The sequence below is a fragment of the Sporosarcina soli genome (assembly GCF_042655805.1).
GTDB classification, from domain to species: domain Bacteria; phylum Bacillota; class Bacilli; order Bacillales_A; family Planococcaceae; genus Sporosarcina; species Sporosarcina soli.
The window spans coordinates 34,728-49,989 of the sequence record NZ_JBHSNO010000007.1 but is presented as its reverse complement, the minus strand read 5'-3'; the positions used below and the strand labels follow the sequence as shown (position 1 = coordinate 49,989).

At 40.4% G+C, this 15,262-nt stretch carries 13 protein-coding genes and 1 riboswitch; of the genes, 4 read left to right on the top strand and 9 right to left on the bottom strand.

The window, feature by feature from the left end; translation table 11 throughout:
- The first annotated feature begins 160 nt into the window (after positions 1-160).
- Entirely contained in the window at positions 161-895 is a 735-nt protein-coding gene (locus tag ACFPRA_RS13920) for a glucose 1-dehydrogenase (RefSeq protein WP_381435769.1), read from the top strand.
- Positions 896-1,039: 144 nt separating this feature from the next.
- Positions 1,040-1,795 carry an SDR family NAD(P)-dependent oxidoreductase gene (locus ACFPRA_RS13915; protein WP_381435766.1) on the top strand — a complete coding sequence of 252 codons (756 nt, stop codon included), beginning with the start codon at positions 1,040-1,042 and terminating at the stop codon, positions 1,793-1,795.
- 223 nt (positions 1,796-2,018) lie between these two features.
- On the opposite strand, the gene ACFPRA_RS13910 is transcribed toward ACFPRA_RS13915, so the two are convergent.
- A complete protein-coding gene (locus tag ACFPRA_RS13910) occupies positions 2,019-4,199 on the bottom strand; it encodes an amidase family protein (RefSeq protein ID WP_381435763.1) in 2,181 nt (726 codons plus the stop codon).
- A 187-nt stretch (positions 4,200-4,386) separates the two neighbouring features.
- Entirely contained in the window at positions 4,387-6,438 is a 2,052-nt protein-coding gene (locus tag ACFPRA_RS13905) for a methyl-accepting chemotaxis protein (protein WP_381435761.1), read from the bottom strand.
- Positions 6,439-6,558: 120 nt separating this feature from the next.
- Positions 6,559-6,669, bottom strand: a riboswitch (cyclic di-GMP riboswitch).
- 313 nt (positions 6,670-6,982) lie between these two features.
- Between ACFPRA_RS13905 and ACFPRA_RS13900 the strand changes: the two genes are divergently transcribed.
- Entirely contained in the window at positions 6,983-7,426 is a 444-nt protein-coding gene (locus ACFPRA_RS13900) for a GNAT family N-acetyltransferase (protein WP_381435758.1), read from the top strand.
- Between the two features lies 1 nt (position 7,427).
- Positions 7,428-7,628, top strand: coding sequence for an NAD(P)-binding protein (locus tag ACFPRA_RS13895; RefSeq protein ID WP_381435755.1), 201 nt, complete (start codon positions 7,428-7,430; stop codon positions 7,626-7,628).
- 346 nt (positions 7,629-7,974) lie between these two features.
- On the opposite strand, the gene rlmH is transcribed toward ACFPRA_RS13895, so the two are convergent.
- From rlmH to walK, 7 genes are all read right to left on the bottom strand, one after another.
- Positions 7,975-8,454, bottom strand: a complete 480-nt coding sequence (gene rlmH, locus ACFPRA_RS13890) for a 23S rRNA (pseudouridine(1915)-N(3))-methyltransferase RlmH (RefSeq protein ID WP_381435753.1) — start codon at positions 8,452-8,454, stop codon at positions 7,975-7,977.
- 89 nt (positions 8,455-8,543) lie between these two features.
- Positions 8,544-8,708 (bottom strand): CxxH/CxxC protein, encoded by a 165-nt coding sequence (locus ACFPRA_RS13885; RefSeq protein WP_381435750.1) that lies wholly within the window; start codon positions 8,706-8,708, stop codon positions 8,544-8,546.
- Between the two features lie 156 nt (positions 8,709-8,864).
- On the bottom strand, positions 8,865-10,157 hold the full coding sequence (locus tag ACFPRA_RS13880; RefSeq protein ID WP_381435747.1) for a S1C family serine protease: 1,293 nt from the start codon (positions 10,155-10,157) through the stop codon (positions 8,865-8,867).
- A gap of 354 nt (positions 10,158-10,511) precedes the next feature.
- A complete protein-coding gene (locus ACFPRA_RS13875; protein ID WP_381435746.1) occupies positions 10,512-11,300 on the bottom strand; it encodes an MBL fold metallo-hydrolase in 789 nt (262 codons plus the stop codon).
- A 12-nt stretch (positions 11,301-11,312) separates the two neighbouring features.
- Positions 11,313-12,131, bottom strand: coding sequence for a two-component system regulatory protein YycI (locus ACFPRA_RS13870; RefSeq protein ID WP_381435743.1), 819 nt, complete (start codon positions 12,129-12,131; stop codon positions 11,313-11,315).
- Positions 12,118-13,452, bottom strand: a complete 1,335-nt coding sequence (locus ACFPRA_RS13865; RefSeq protein ID WP_381435741.1) for a YycH family regulatory protein — start codon at positions 13,450-13,452, stop codon at positions 12,118-12,120. The genes ACFPRA_RS13870 and ACFPRA_RS13865 overlap by 14 nt, the downstream gene beginning before the upstream one ends.
- Positions 13,443-15,260 carry a cell wall metabolism sensor histidine kinase WalK gene (gene walK, locus ACFPRA_RS13860; RefSeq protein WP_381435738.1) on the bottom strand — a complete coding sequence of 606 codons (1,818 nt, stop codon included), beginning with the start codon at positions 15,258-15,260 and terminating at the stop codon, positions 13,443-13,445. The genes ACFPRA_RS13865 and walK overlap by 10 nt, the downstream gene beginning before the upstream one ends.
- Positions 15,261-15,262: the final 2 nt, after the last annotated feature.

Sequence of the window (15,262 nt, the reverse complement as noted above, 5' to 3'; positions counted from 1 at the left end):
TGTCATAGGTAATGGTTATCCCCCCTATTATTTATTAAAAAAATAGACATATTAATTATGACATCAATCTTTTTATTGGACAACTCCTGTGTTATCTGTTAATTTACAGATGTAGTTTATTTTTATTATACAACCATAGTATTTATAGGAGGAATAAAACATGGCTCGTTTAGACGGTAAAATTGCAATTATCACTGGTGCTGCTCAAGGAATGGGTGCATCACATGCACGGAAATTTATCGAAGAGGGCGCGAAAGTCGTTTTAACAGACTTAAATGATGAAAAAGGAAATGCCCTCGCAGCAGAACTTGGTGAAAACGCTTTGTTCGTCAAACACAATGTCGCAAGTGCTGATGATTGGGCAACGGTCGTAGCCGAAACAGAAAAAACCTTTGGTCCAGTAAATGTTTTAGTCAACAACGCTGGGATTACTATGGCAAAATCAATATTAGAGGTAACAGAAGAAGAATACCGCCGCATCGTCGAAATTAATCAAGTTTCCGTATTTTTAGGAATGAAATCCGTTATCCCATCCATGCAAAAAGCCAGCGGCGGTTCCATCGTCAATATTTCATCAATGAATGGAATTGTTGCTGGTGCTATCGGTTATACAGATACAAAATTCGCCGTTCGTGGTATGACAAAAGCAGCTGCAATCGAAGGTGCTCATTACGGAATTCGCGTAAACTCTGTTCACCCGGGAGTTATTGCAACCCCAATGGTTGTTCAAGAAGATACAAAAGCTGCAGTAGAAGAATTCTCTAAACATATTCCTTTAAAACGCGTTGCACAACCAGAAGAAGTTTCAAGCTTAGTGGTTTACTTAGCCTCAGATGATTCAAGCTATTCAACAGGAGCTGAATTCATTATTGATGGCGGCTTAACAGCTATGTAATGCAAGCATAACTTAAGGAACTCCCTGCTGTTTCAAACTGAAAGGGAGTTCTTTATTTAGCTTCTGACGAAGACAGCCTTAGTGAATAATCATTTTAGTTTAGCTCTAAACTATATTTATTTTTAACTTAGGAGGATGTTTAGAATGGCGAAATTACAAGATAAAGTAGTTATTATTACTGGTGGCGCTGGTGGTATCGGCAGTGGGATGGCGAAAGCGATGGTAAAAGAAGGCGCAATCGTAACTATCGTAGACCTAAATGAAGTAGCCGGTAAAGAAATGGAAAAAGAATTGCAAGCCTTTTCTCCACAATCAATGTTCCTTCAAGCTGATTTAATGGATCGAGAAAATCTTGGTCAAATTATTAAAACAGTTGTCGATAAATACGGTAGTTTAGATGTTTTAGTAAATAATGCTCATGCTTCGAAACAAATAACAATAGAAGAAACAACACAAGCAGATTTAGATCTATCATTTGGTACTGGATTTTATCCGACATTTTATTTAATGCAAGCTGCACTACCATACTTGAAGGAATCCAAAGGAAATATCATTAACTTCGCATCTGGCGCGGGTCTTGAGGGACATGAAACACAAGCAGCTTATGCAGCTGCTAAAGAAGCGATTCGTGGGTTATCACGTGTAGCAGCAAACGAATGGGGCAGATTCGGTATTAATGTAAACATAATCAGTCCACTCGCTAACTCTCTAGGTGTACAGGCATGGGCTAAAGCACAGCCTGAATACTACGAAAGCGTTAAAAGCAAAATTCCAATGGGCCGTTTTGGTGATGTTGAAAATGATATCGGACGTGTTGCCGTATTCTTAGCTTCTGAGGATTCTCAATATATTACTGGTCAAACAATCATGGTTGATGGCGGTTCGATAATGCTTCACTAATATTGTGGGATACTTTTCTAGTAAAGAAGAATTTTTAACACAAAGATGAGATGCTGTATTAACATACTCGAAGTTTTTAATCGTCTAATGAGTATATAACTGCTGAAGTCTCTTTACGTACAAAAGGCTTCTCATAAGCTCGGACTGCTTAAGAGAAGCCTAAATCTTTTCTATAATTTTATTGTAATCTTCATCTTTCCTGAAGAAAGTGCTCTATCGATTTTTACTTCATGGGCTTAAAATGATCCTCTAGAGATCGGGCCATAAATACAGCAAAATGTTGACGTGAGATAGTACTATTTGGCTTAAATTCATCATTGGTATAACCAGTAGTAATATTATTTGCTACCAATGTAGAAACATAGTCATGAGCCCAATTGTCCTTTGGAACGTCCTTAAAGTCGTTTGGATGGGTTCCTTTTAAGTCATAAGCTGACACTAAGATTGCAGCCGCGTGTGCACGGGTTAAGTTTCCGTTAGGGTCAAAATATCTCTTGCCTTGCGCATTCGTTTTACCGTTGATGATACCTAATTCGGCAGCCTTGGCAATCTCCTCATATCCATGATCACCAGGTGAAACATCAACAAACCCTGGGTCGGTGACATCGGAAAAGTCGACAATCCCCTTTTCTTTAAAAATCATTTGTATCGCTTGTAAGCGTGTAATTGGATTATTCGGTTTAAATGTTCCATCTGGATAGCCTTTAATAATTCCTTTGTCTGTCAAATACATAATTTCATCGACATATGAACTTACATCTTTAAACGTTGGCTTTTCCTCTACATTCATTTCGAAATTAGGCGTTGTTTTAGGTAGCGTTCTAGCATTGGTTGCTTGTTCAAATGAATAGGCGATATCCAATAGAGACTGTTCACTGTATGCTAATCCCAAGAAAGAGATCCCAACAGGTAGTTCTTCCTTCGTGGCACCGGCAGGAACCGTAATTTCAGGGAACCCTGTAGCTGACGCTATATAACCCGCGGCATACGTATCATAGGCTTCACATACATATGTCGGATCTTCCTGATCGAATCTTGGAGATGCAGGACATGACATTGTTGGAAAAACAATTGCATCCAAGTTTTCCTTTTCCATTATGGATTGCACTTCATCACGAGCATTAGGAATAGCTTGCGTTACTAACTGATTGTATTCTGGCGTGTCTTTAAATGGAGCTTGTTTCAAATTCGTTTTTAGCCCTTCCAGACCTGCTGGATTGACTGGTGTTGCTGAATTCAAAACTTCTGGCGATTCACTGATTTTGATGATTTCTTCTAGCGTTTTTGGCAGACTGTCTGGGAACTGTGTTAAATACTTCTCCAATTGAACCTTAAAATTTGCTTCGTTAATCGGTCCAATAATAGGTGTCCACAGATACTGTGTCATCTCTGAGAAAGATACCGGGATAATTTCTGTCCCCATTTCCTCCATTTTCTTCAAGGCTTCATTCGTAATCGAATCCACTTCAGCGTTATCTCCAAAAAAGTCAACAGCTACCCCAACTCTTGCATTTTTCAGGGCCGTATTGTCTAAAGACTTACTATAATCTTCAACGATATGTTCCTTTGCTGCTAATGTTTGATCATCCTTCTCATCGACTCCAGCCATGAAACTCAAAGCAATGGCTACATCTTCTACAGACCTAGCCATTGGACCAGGCGTATCAAAATTTAACGAGGACGGAACGACTCCATCACGACTTATTAAACCGAGCGTTGGTCTGATCCCAACTAACCCCGTAACATGAGATGGTCCTCTAACAGATCCAGATGTATCCGTCCCTAATCCAAATACACCGAAGTTTGCTGTGACTGCCGCAGCAGTTCCACTGCTGGAACCGGAAGCATCACGTTGAAGGTTGTAAGGATTCAAAGTTAAACCGCCCAAAGAGCTATAGCCTAATCTTCCATATGATGCTGCGAACTCTGACATATTTGTTTTTCCAATGATAATGGCTCCTGCATCCTTCAGTTTCTGAATGGTAAAAGCATCTTTTACAGGATAAGCTTCCTTTAATGCAACAGAACCTGCTGTTGTAGGCATTCCTTTTACGTCAAAATTATCTTTAACAACGATTGGAATACCATGTAGTACACTTCTCGCACCTTTACTTTGTCTCTCTGCGTCCAATTGCTTTGCAATCTCTATCGCTTCTTCATTAATGTTAGTAAACGAATTAATCGTAGGGCCTTGCTTGTCATAGGCTTTTATACGTTCTAGATAATACGTAACCAACTGCTCTGAGGTAATTTGATTGTTTTCCAAAGCATCCGAAATTTCTCTAATACTCTTTTCAAATGGATCAAATTTGGTTTCTTCTGCAGAAACACTTGCCAATGGAAGCACGGCCATTACTGCCATAAGGGCTACCAAGGTTATAACACGACTTACTACTTTAAACATGTTGTTTCCTCCCTAATCTAAATTACATAAAACATAAAAATTTTTCTTCTGGAAAATATATAAAAACATTCAAGGATAGTTTATACAATATGAACGTACATGAAAAACAAGGTTATAAGTTATGTAGGAATATGAATGGAAATCCAAAATACTCCTATTTGTTATTGGTTTAATAGAAATCATACTTTTACAGTTTAAATTGCTGGATGGCTACTTCCAATTCATTTGACATCCTAGCTAACTCTTGGGAAACCGATGAAACCTCTTCCATTGAGGCACTCATTTCTTCGGAGGATGCCGCGACGTTTTGGGAATAATTATTTACTTCGATACTCGTTTTTGAAACTTCTTCTATGTGAACTACGACTTCAGCTATATGATTCTTCATGTTTTCCATTGCTTTGCCGACCTCGGCTATTTTTGTTGTGCCTGCGAGAATGGAATCCTTAATTTCTCCAAACGCCTTCCCGCTTTCATTCACAAGCTTCATTCCTTCTTTAGCCGAGCTTACCCCTAGATTTACAAGACCCATCGAATCTTCAATGCCCTCTTCAATATCTTGAATAATTTCATTGATCTGCAATGCCGAGTTGCTGGATTGCTCTGCGAGTTTTCGAACTTCATCCGCCACTACAGCAAATCCCTTTCCATGTTCGCCAGCTCTTGCAGCTTCAATTGCAGCATTCAAAGCTAATAAATTCGTTTGTTCCGAAATGGACTGTATGATTAAGCTGATCTGTCTAATTTCATTTGATTTTTCATTTAACATGCTAATTTTATTAGCAGAAGAACTTACATTTTTATCAATTTCAACCATCTGATTCACAGTTTGTTCAACGACATCACTGCCCTGTTTAGCAGTTTCCGTTGAATAATGGATAGAATTACTTACATTGTTCATGCTCACTGTCACGTCATCAACATGCTTAAACACTTCGTTGATAATACCTACCGCATTTTTCATAGCGGCATCCTGTTCATCCGTTCCAGTTGCAACAAGTTGGATCGATTCGGATATTTCATTGGAGACTGTTTGATTCTCAATCGAAGATGCTGCCAGCTCCTCAGATGTCGCAGATAATTGTTGAGATTCCTGAGAGATTTTTTTGATTGTTTCTTTTAAACTGTTAGACATCGTATTGAAATTCTCAGCCATATCCCCGATTTCATCATTCACCTTAACCGTGATTTGTTGAGTCAAATCACCATTTGACATCGCTAAAGACAGATCACTAATCTTATTAATTCTCTTCGTTATACGTAGACTCATAAGAATAGAAGCAATTACGGCTAGAACCGCAAAAATCCCACCTATAATGAATATCATTGAACGTATGAAAATCGCCGTACTTAATATTTCGTCTTTCTTTATGACAGCAATATACTTCCAGCCATCGATATCTGATGTGATTGTGTTTAATACATAATCTTCTCCATCTAATTCGGTTTCAAATGTGCCATCTTTGCTTAAATCTTTTAATGAGGGGATGTTTAGATTAGAAATTGGTTGGAAGTTCAATTTAGGATCTTTTGGATGCGCAAGAATTGTTCCATCTTCTTGTGCGAGAATTACATAACCATTTTTACCTATACTGATTTCCTTGATAATATCTGTTAAGCCTTCCAGACTAACATCTAAGCCTAGCACGCCTGTTTGTTTTCCATCTTTTTCAATCGATACTACATTACTTACTATAATTCCTTCTATGCCAGTTGCCTCATAAGCGCTCGTTAATTTTACCTCTCCTGGATATTCAATAGCTGTGGTATACCAAGGACGGTCACTAGGATCGAAACCAGCTGGTACGGGTCCCTCGGGATATTGGACATAACCTCCATCCGATGTACCCATATAAACATAGGAGGCTTTAGGATGACTATTACTAAATTGAGAAAACACATTAAAAATGGCTTTCTCCTTATCCCCATTTTTTGAAGGGGTCATATCAATTGAGCCTTCTCCCGCTATATCTTTATAAGACGTAATACTTGAATCGGCATTTAAAACGGAAGGATCATTAGCTAATAAATTGACATTTTCCCTAATCGTTTCAAAGTATAGAGAAATTCCATTGTCCACCTGTTTAATTTCTTTCTCGCTGAAACTGATATAATCATCCTTAGTTTTTTGGCTAACTGTTTTATTAACTAAGACTCCAATAAAAACAATTGGTACTAGTGATAGTAGTAAAGAGAAAACTAATAACTTTGCTTTGAAAGAAATCCTTTTTATCTTCATTTTTACATTCCTTTCTAACTATGTCTTTTCGCCAAATTCATTCCAGACCGTTTTAAACACTCAAAAAGCTATTCTATTTAAATAGAATAGCCAAAGGATTTATATATATTAATACATAAATTTGGTAACCAGGCGATCATTGTTTAGATTTTAAGACCTTGGATTAATCCCTAAACTTTAGACCCTAAGCTTTGCGTCCTGCCCTTTCAGAACAGTTTGCCTTTAACTTCTATAGTTTTAGTATTAAATTGCACTCACTTATAATCTCATGTAGCTCTACAAACTTCAAGGCTTTTTAACCAGTCCCGACTGTTAACCTATGAATAACGGATCATAACAATGGTTCAAAACCAGTGAAAAAGTAGCTTTTTGTTTACCGTGTATAAAGTTTCAGATAAATGAGGTCAAAAATATAACTTCAAATTAGTATTTAATTGATGTTGGGGATCAAATATTTTTCAGACATGCGAAGTCTCCTCTCTTGATTATATAGTAACTATATAGCTTAAGTTATATATACAAAAGAAAGAAAGGTTTTGACATTATGTTTACTGGGATTCGAGCTATTACAGACTCGAACAAAAAAGAGGTTTTAGAATTAAAAATTGCAGAGCAACAGCAGGGATTTATCGAGCCTGTCAGCCATTGTTTAGCAGATGCTGAAAAAGACACACGTTATATTCCCTTAGCTTTATATGAAAATGGAGAAATTATTGGTTTTTCGATGTATGGAAAATTTGATGAACAAATTTGGCTCGACCGCTATTTAATTGACGAGCGCTTTCAGGGGAAGGGACTCGGACGCTACTTTTTCCGCGCACTTCTAGAAGATTTACTCGAACTCTACCCTAACCAACCTGTATATTTGAGCGTATTTGAGCAAAATAAAGTGGCGATCCAACTGTATCAAAAATTTGGTTTCTCCTTTACAGAAGAAGTAGATGAAAACGGCGAAAAAATTATGATTTATCCAAACGGTGGTTTGTAAGATGCACAAACAAGTCATTATTATCGGTGCTGGTTTAGCAGGCCTAAGTGCTGCTAAGAAATTGAAAGAACAAAACACTCCATTTGTATTATTAGAGGCGACTGAACGCATTGGGGGTAAGATAGATTCCATCATACATGAAAATGGACATTATTTTGAGTTAGGCCGCATGAAAATGTCGTTTTTGCTAGTAGTGAATTAGCGCTCAAATTCCCTAACTTTATGGAGGGTGCTAATCAAGCAGGATACACTGCTGTGGACGAGTTAAAATTAAAAAAATAAGTTTATCCCTACATTAAAAGGAACGCGCACCTGTTTTTTGAAACCATTACGTGTTCCTTTTGATTCTATTTCTATTTAGAATTAGGGTTGTGTGTAGGGACTATGAGCTTGTCATACGTTCGGATGTGACAATCATATTTCCCCATATTTTTAAGCCTTGTGCTGATGCAAAATTGGCACTGTGGCGTAAGCTTTTCCATTCTCTTTGAAGCATAGTTTGAAAAGAACAATTACTTAATAAATCAAACTCCTCTAAAAAACCTCATTTACTTATGGTACGGTTCCCCCTTCATAATCCTGAAAGCCCGATAGATCTGCTCCAACAAAATCAGCTTCATCATCTGGTGCGGAAAGGTCATTTTCGAAAAGGATAAGTATTCGTCCGCCCGTTTCATCACACTGTCATGCAGACCGAGTGATCCGCCAATGACGAATGCCACTTTGCTGCGCCCGTATGTCATCAATGACTCCAAATCCTCGGCTAATTCTTCCGATGTCTTCATCTTCCCTTCAATGGCGAGTGCAATAACATAAACATCCGCTCCGATTTTCGCTAAAATCCGTTCCGCTTCTTTTTTCTTTACTATATCCATATCTGCTTCGCTTAATGATTCGGGGGCTTTTTCGTCTGCTACTTCGACGAGATTGACTTTGGCGTATGGGCCGAGGCGCTTGACGAATTCTTCAATCCCCATTTTCAAGTACTTTTCTTTTAGTTTACCGACTGTCACAATTGTAATATTCACATGTTGTCCACCTTTACTTCTTATTTACAAACAAGTTGTCCACATAAGTTATGCACATATCCACATAATTTTCTATATATTGTGTCGAGTTATTCATTTGCCACAATATATAATGCTAGATCCTCACAATAGGTATATCTTGTGGATAACTTTTCTTCTTCCGTGATCTCTTTCATGATTGGGAATTTCTTTTCCTCAGCAACAAACACGTCAAGTGCTTGATTTACATGGGTTTCACAACTATAAATTTTCATTTTATTCTCCTTTTTCTTTTACACAAAGTTATTCACAAATTTTTAGATTTATCCACAAAGCGTGAAAATACATGAAAAGCAGGTAGAATAGCTTAAATTTGCTATTCTACCTGCTGTGGATAAGTTTTGTGTGAACAATGTGTAAACATTGTACGATTAGAATGAGTTTCCATCCCTTAATTCCATTTCGATTTCAAGCAGTTTTCCATCCCGGTATACTTTCATTTGCATCATATCGCCCACTTCTTTTTCATTGTACAGGTGTTTGCGTAATGTGACCATGTCCTCGATCTTTTCTCCATCCATTTCAACAATGACGTCGTACTTTTTAACACCTGCAAGTTCAGCCGCTGAATTGCGCATCACTTCTGTGATGACAACTCCGTCTTTCACGTCAGCTGGTATTTTCAACACTTGCTGTTGCTGGTGGGATGGGATGCTTCTCAGATCGAGCAACGTGACCCCCATCGTCGGACGATTGACTGTGCCCGTTGTCTCGAGATGTTCAATGATTGGTTTTGCCAAGTTCATCGGAATGGCAAGGCCAATCCCTTCGACGATCGCTTCTGAAATTTTCATGGAATTGATACCAATTAGCTGTCCTGAAAGGTTAATAAGGGCTCCGCCCGAGTTCCCTGGGTTAATGGCTGCGTCGGTTTGTAACACGTCTGCCTGCCAGTCGATCGTCCCGTTATTGTCAAAATCGATTGGGATCGAGCGATCTTTTCCTGATACAACGCCTACGGTCACCGAACCAGAGAAGCCAAGTCCAAGTGGATTTCCGATGGCAATCACGGTTTCCCCTCGTTTTAAGGCATCCGAATCGCCAAATTCAGCAACGGACGTCACATTGGCAGAATCAATTTCAATGACGGCTAGGTCTGTCCACATATCACTTCCGACAAGTGTCCCTTTCGTTTTCGTGCCATCGTCAAATGTTATCTCCAATTCCTGAGCCCCTTCAACGACGTGGTAATTGGTGACGATAAATGCTTTGTCGCCTTCTTTTTTGTAGATGACTCCGGAACCTGTACCCGTTTCCCTCGTCGTTTCAGAAGTGGACCAAAAATCACGGACTGTCTGTAAATTTGTCACACCGACAACTGCATCAGCCACTTTTTCCACCGTTTCGGTAATATCCGTCGTGATATCAAATGAAATCTGTTCGCTTTGAAAATGCCGATCCTCATTTGAATTTCCACCTCCGATTTGCTTGCCGGGTGATCCTGTTATGCTCGACATCAGTAACCAAACGACTAGCCCTCCGACGATCGCGCCGAGAAGACTCGGTAAAAAACCGCTTTTTCGTTTCGGACTTGGTGGCTTGTACTCCGTCCGTGTGTTGGTTGACATTTCATTTTCCTGTATCAGTGGCTTTTGTTCCTGATCTTCAGGTCGATTGAATTCATCCATAAACCTCTCCCTTTCCATCGATGCTCTACTTAACATTACCCATATTCCACAATTTCAACTGCACAATGTTAAAGAAAAAAGTCAATTACGCCTCGGCGTAATTGCGTCCAGATTTTGAATTGCGAATCGACCAACGAAGGGGCCGATTTGCCTTAATTTCTGCGTTTTTTGCAGGAATTAAGGCACTTTCATTCAGGACGCGGCGACCTTAGCCTGAGTTCATCTATTCAGCAGGGAGTTTGGACTCCCTCTGATTAAAATGCATTCTGGCATTCATCCAACTACTTTTGGAAGTGGGAACTTCTGTAGCTGACGCTTCGCTTTCAGTACAAAAAGATTTGCTGAATCAAGTTAAACCCCTTGCCGCTTAGCAAGGGGTTATCCTCTCTTTCAAACTGTGACAAGTTCCGTCGGCTGTTCGGCGTCAGTGTCATGTAAATGGACATATTCGCCCGTCATGATGCCACACGTTTGCAATGTTTGTGTAACGCTCATCCTTGCGAGATCTTTCATATTATTATCTTTGCTCAAATGCGATAAATAAATATGCGTTTCCTTCTGTTCAACAACTTCACTCATTGCCACTGCAGCATCCTCATTCGACACATGCCCCACATCGCTAAGGATTCTCCGCTTGACAGACCATGGATAACGGCCCATTTGCAACATGCTGACATCATGATTGCTTTCGAATACAAACGAATCGGCACCGCGGATATGCCCTTTCATCCGATCGCTGACATAACCTGTATCCGTAATGATGACAAGCTTCCGCCCATTTTCATGGAAAGCATAAAACATCGGGTCCGCCGCATCATGTGAAACGGCAAATGACTGGACGTCGAGTGAACCGAATGATTTCACCGTTTCCATATCAAACTGAAACCGCTGATCGAGCGGAATATTCCCGACAAGCCCGTCCATCGCTTGCCATGTCTTCTCATTTGCATAAATCGGCAGTCCATACTTCCGGGCAACAACGCCAATTCCTTTTATGTGGTCGCTATGTTCATGCGTTACAAAAATCCCATCGAGCTCTTTCATGGACCGATTGATACCGGCCATCAAACTTTCCATCTTCTTAGCACTGAATCCAGCGTCGACGAGAAAAGAATGCTCGTCATTTTCTATATAAATCGCATTGCCGGTACTGCCGCTTGCGAGTACGCTAAAACGCATTGTTAAAACCTCTCATTCATTGTCCTCATCCTCATCCGATGACTCCGTCTGAAACTCTATCATTTTACCTTCAATCGCATTGATAAAATAATCTTCTACCTTGCCATCCTTCAATTTTACACGAACATGCCATGTCGGGGCAAACACTTGCGTTTCCGTCACCTGGACAAACGTCGAGTAGCCAAGTGTCATCTGTTGAAGGCTGGAATCTTGCGGTAAATAGCCTCGTGAATACAGATTTCCAATCGCTTCGATCGGTGAAATTAAGTCTTTCTTCCGGTTAAAACTATCAAATTCATCAAACATGCTCTGTTCGTAATGCGTCACTTCTCCATCACGGTTCATAAAGACGGTCAGCATCGCTTTACGACTAAAGTAAATCGGGTTATCCTTCACTTTTTGGAAAAATAGCGCCTGTCGTTCTTCTTCATCTACATCCCATAATACGTAATCTGAACCGAACAGCACATGCTTGGATAGGAACTCTGTAAAATCATAGTCCCCTTTTTCATTCATCACACTGACGGGCTCTTTCAAGATGGATTTAAGGTATGTTCCGTCCTCTAGGATTGGTGCTTGATCGTCAAGAGCGTCCAGTTGCTCCTTTGTGAACTTCTTGGACTTGGCTGATAAGTAAGATGGGTCATTAATATAAGGTGGCAATTCACTGTAAGTGATATTGTCCATCTTCAACAAGTCTTCTGTTGAGGTTTTCCCCATCACCTGTACATTTTGTTCGTCCATGAGCCGATTGAAATAGAATGAATAAAGGAAAACATTCAAAATGGAAAATACGATGATAAATATCGTTTTCGTTTTATTCCAATCCAATCAGCTCACCTCCCGATGTTTCAGGCAAGAAACGGTTCCAATTTCCCTTCGATAAGTAAAACCAAGCGGGTTCCATAATGAGTAAACCTTGCTTCATGTCATATTTCATAAAATAGCCCACTGTCAGTTCTTCGACCTTATCAAGGTCAATCATATCTGATTCCTTCAGTCTTTCGGCAACTTCCATACCGGACGGCAACTGTTGCACTTTCGATTCAAGCGTTGTCCCACGTGTATAATAAGGCCTTGAATAGTCGGTAATCCCGTTTTTACCCCATTTTTGTACGATTTCCGTTGTGAGTGAGGAATCCGTGTAAACCGGTAAGCCATGTAAAAATAACCGAAATCTTACCGTGCTAGATGCCGGGTCCATATAAGTGTAACGGTATTCATCCGTCCATCCGCTATGTTCATTCACATAATAGATTGCTTTCTCTAACAACTCCGATGGTATCGCTAATTCATTGGGTTCCTCGAAAAGATACATAAACTCCAGTTTCTTTTTATCCGTATACACTTTCATTAACGCTTGATTGTCCCCATAGTCCTCTACGTAGGAAGACAGTTGACTGCGCCGAACTGCACTCGGATCGCTGAACAACGCATTACGAAATTGGCTGGGTCTGACTTCTTCTTGGAAATACGTATTCTTTCTTGCTTCCACAGTTCCAGTTGGTACGACGATATAAGGAGAGCCCCCTGGATTCACTTCCCCGTACTCTTCGAATTCCTGTCCCATCGTCAAGATAGTACGTTCGAATTCCTTATAATCCCTTACTTGTGCTTTTGCACTATACATCGTTTTGTTCATTTTACTTATAAATAGAATATCCAAATACGTATGGGAAGCATTCCAATCAATAACAAGCCGATCAAAAGAAATTTCAGGGACATTCAACATCTTTTCATCCATATAAAGTACCGTATCATATAGCGTCAATGGCACTTCTCCATGGTAATACAATGTAAACCGGTTCGGTTTCCTTAACAAAGCTCCCCATTCTTCTGCGCCGAAATTCTGATTGACAAGTGAGATGTCTGTAATTTTCCAATCGGAAATCTCATCGATAATCATATCGATCTCTTTTGCATTCACTGTACCTCTCAGACTGTCGTTAAAATTGAAAACGGTCTTATATGGTTTGATGATCTGATCAATCGATTCCTTATTGGCAATGGCAATATTATCAGTTGTCGGTGATTGATCCATCGTTTCATAACGCGGAGAATACGTCCAGATGGAAAATGTGAACGTGATACTTAAGGCTATAAGTAGGAGAAGTATGATGGATTTGACCGTTTCAATATGTTTCAATCCCACTCACCTTCCTCTTGATGTTCAATCGGTAATGTAAAGTAGATCGTCGTCCCTTTACCTTCTTCGCTCTCTGCCCATATTTCGCCGCCATGCGCCATGATCATTTCACGGGCAATCGCAAGACCAAGGCCCGTACCGCCCAAAGCACGTGAGCGAGCTCGATCGGCCCGGTAAAACCGTTCAAATATACGCTTGACATTGGCTTTCGGTATCCCCATCCCCTCATCGGAGATCATCACTTGAATATGATCGTCGGACTGCGTGACACTAAAGCAGATTTCCCCGCCATCCGGTGAATACTTCATGGCATTCGATATGATATTATCAATTACCTGTGTCATCTTGTCCGTATCGATTTCCACAAAAAAGTCTTCATTGGAAAGCAGACGATTGAATTTGACGTCCTGTGATTTCGAGAACTCAAAGCGGTCGATAATCGATTCGAAGAAGTCGTTGAATTCTACCCATTCCAAGTTAAGATCGTAATCCTCGCTATCCATTCGCGATAATTTCAATAGATCATTGACGAGGCGGATCATCCGCTCCGTCTCCGTTTGTGTCACATGCAGGAAGGATGGTGCAATCTCCTTATCCTGCCAAGCTCCATCGGCAAGGGCCTCCAAATAGCTGCGCATTGTCGTCAAAGGCGTACGCAGTTCATGTGAAACGTTGGAGACGAACTCCCGTCTCTCCATATCGATTTTTTCCTGTTCTGTATTGTCATGTAAAACAACGATGAGGCCATTGACAAAGCCCGTTTCCCGTTGCGTGATCGAGAAATTGGCGCGCAAAATTGCGGGCTGCTCTTCGGTACTGAAATCCAAGGCGATCGACTCTTTCAGTTGGATCAAGTCTTCAAAAGCATACTCCTGTTCCACGCCAAGAATACTTGTAATCGGTCGATTCAATACGAGATCCCTTGTCAATCTCAACATGGCAAGAGCAGAATCATTGATGAGGCTAACGCGACCTTTTCGATCGGTCGCAATGACGCCGTCTGTCATATTCTCCAAAACAGAAGCCAGTTTGCGCCTTTCGCTTTCTGTCGTCGACTGGGATTCCTGCAATTGGTTCGTTAAATGGTTGAAGGCGATCGCCAACTGGCCAATTTCATCATTTCCGTAAACACGTACTTTACGGGAAAAATCCCCTTTTGCCATCGTTTGGGCTTGACGTCGCATATCCGAAATCGGCCTTGTCATCGTCTGAGCAATAAAGATGCCAATGATGATCGTGATCGACAATGAAACGGCTACGCCGCCTGCCAGAATTTGATTGATCTCTTCAATCTGCTCATACACTTTTTCAATATTGGATCGGACATAGATGGCTCCAATGATTTTTTTATCCGAGATGATTGGTGTGACGAGAACCCATATCCGCCTCATCGTACTCTCATCAAGGTAAATCGTTTCTTCCGGCAATTCCGACATAATCGATTTCCGGACAATATCATCCGTAGAACGCTGCCCAACCATCGACCCGTTTTCCATGACGGATGTTGCTAGGATTGTATATTTAGCATCGATTACACGTATTTCGCTAATATCATCCGACGTGGAATTGGAAAGAACTGTACGGAGCCTCGTTGCAAGTGAGGGCTCATCCACGTCCTTTAACATCTCTTCCCGCACGCTAAACTCAGCCAAATTCATCCGATCTAGAATCGATGTCGTGAAGTTTTCTTTCAATGTATCTTCAAGCCTTTGGGCAAAATAGAACCCGATAATTTGCATGGCAATGAGGATAAGCATCACGTTGATAAGTACAAATTTAAGATGGATCGACCGGAAAAGACCGACTTTTTGCATGA

Coding starts and splice junctions, on each gene's coding strand:
- ACFPRA_RS13920 (WP_381435769.1), top strand. CDS start 161: ATGGCTCGTTTAGACGGTAAAATTGCAATTATCACTGGTGCTGCTCAA.
- ACFPRA_RS13915 (WP_381435766.1), top strand. CDS start 1,040: ATGGCGAAATTACAAGATAAAGTAGTTATTATTACTGGTGGCGCTGGT.
- ACFPRA_RS13910 (WP_381435763.1), bottom strand. CDS start 4,199: ATGTTTAAAGTAGTAAGTCGTGTTATAACCTTGGTAGCCCTTATGGCA.
- ACFPRA_RS13905 (WP_381435761.1), bottom strand. CDS start 6,438: ATGAAGATAAAAAGGATTTCTTTCAAAGCAAAGTTATTAGTTTTCTCT.
- ACFPRA_RS13900 (WP_381435758.1), top strand. CDS start 6,983: ATGTTTACTGGGATTCGAGCTATTACAGACTCGAACAAAAAAGAGGTT.
- ACFPRA_RS13895 (WP_381435755.1), top strand. CDS start 7,428: ATGCACAAACAAGTCATTATTATCGGTGCTGGTTTAGCAGGCCTAAGT.
- ACFPRA_RS13885 (WP_381435750.1), bottom strand. CDS start 8,708: ATGAAAATTTATAGTTGTGAAACCCATGTAAATCAAGCACTTGACGTG.
- ACFPRA_RS13880 (WP_381435747.1), bottom strand. CDS start 10,157: ATGTTAAGTAGAGCATCGATGGAAAGGGAGAGGTTTATGGATGAATTC.
- ACFPRA_RS13875 (WP_381435746.1), bottom strand. CDS start 11,300: ATGCGTTTTAGCGTACTCGCAAGCGGCAGTACCGGCAATGCGATTTAT.
- walK (WP_381435738.1), bottom strand. CDS start 15,260: ATGCAAAAAGTCGGTCTTTTCCGGTCGATCCATCTTAAATTTGTACTT.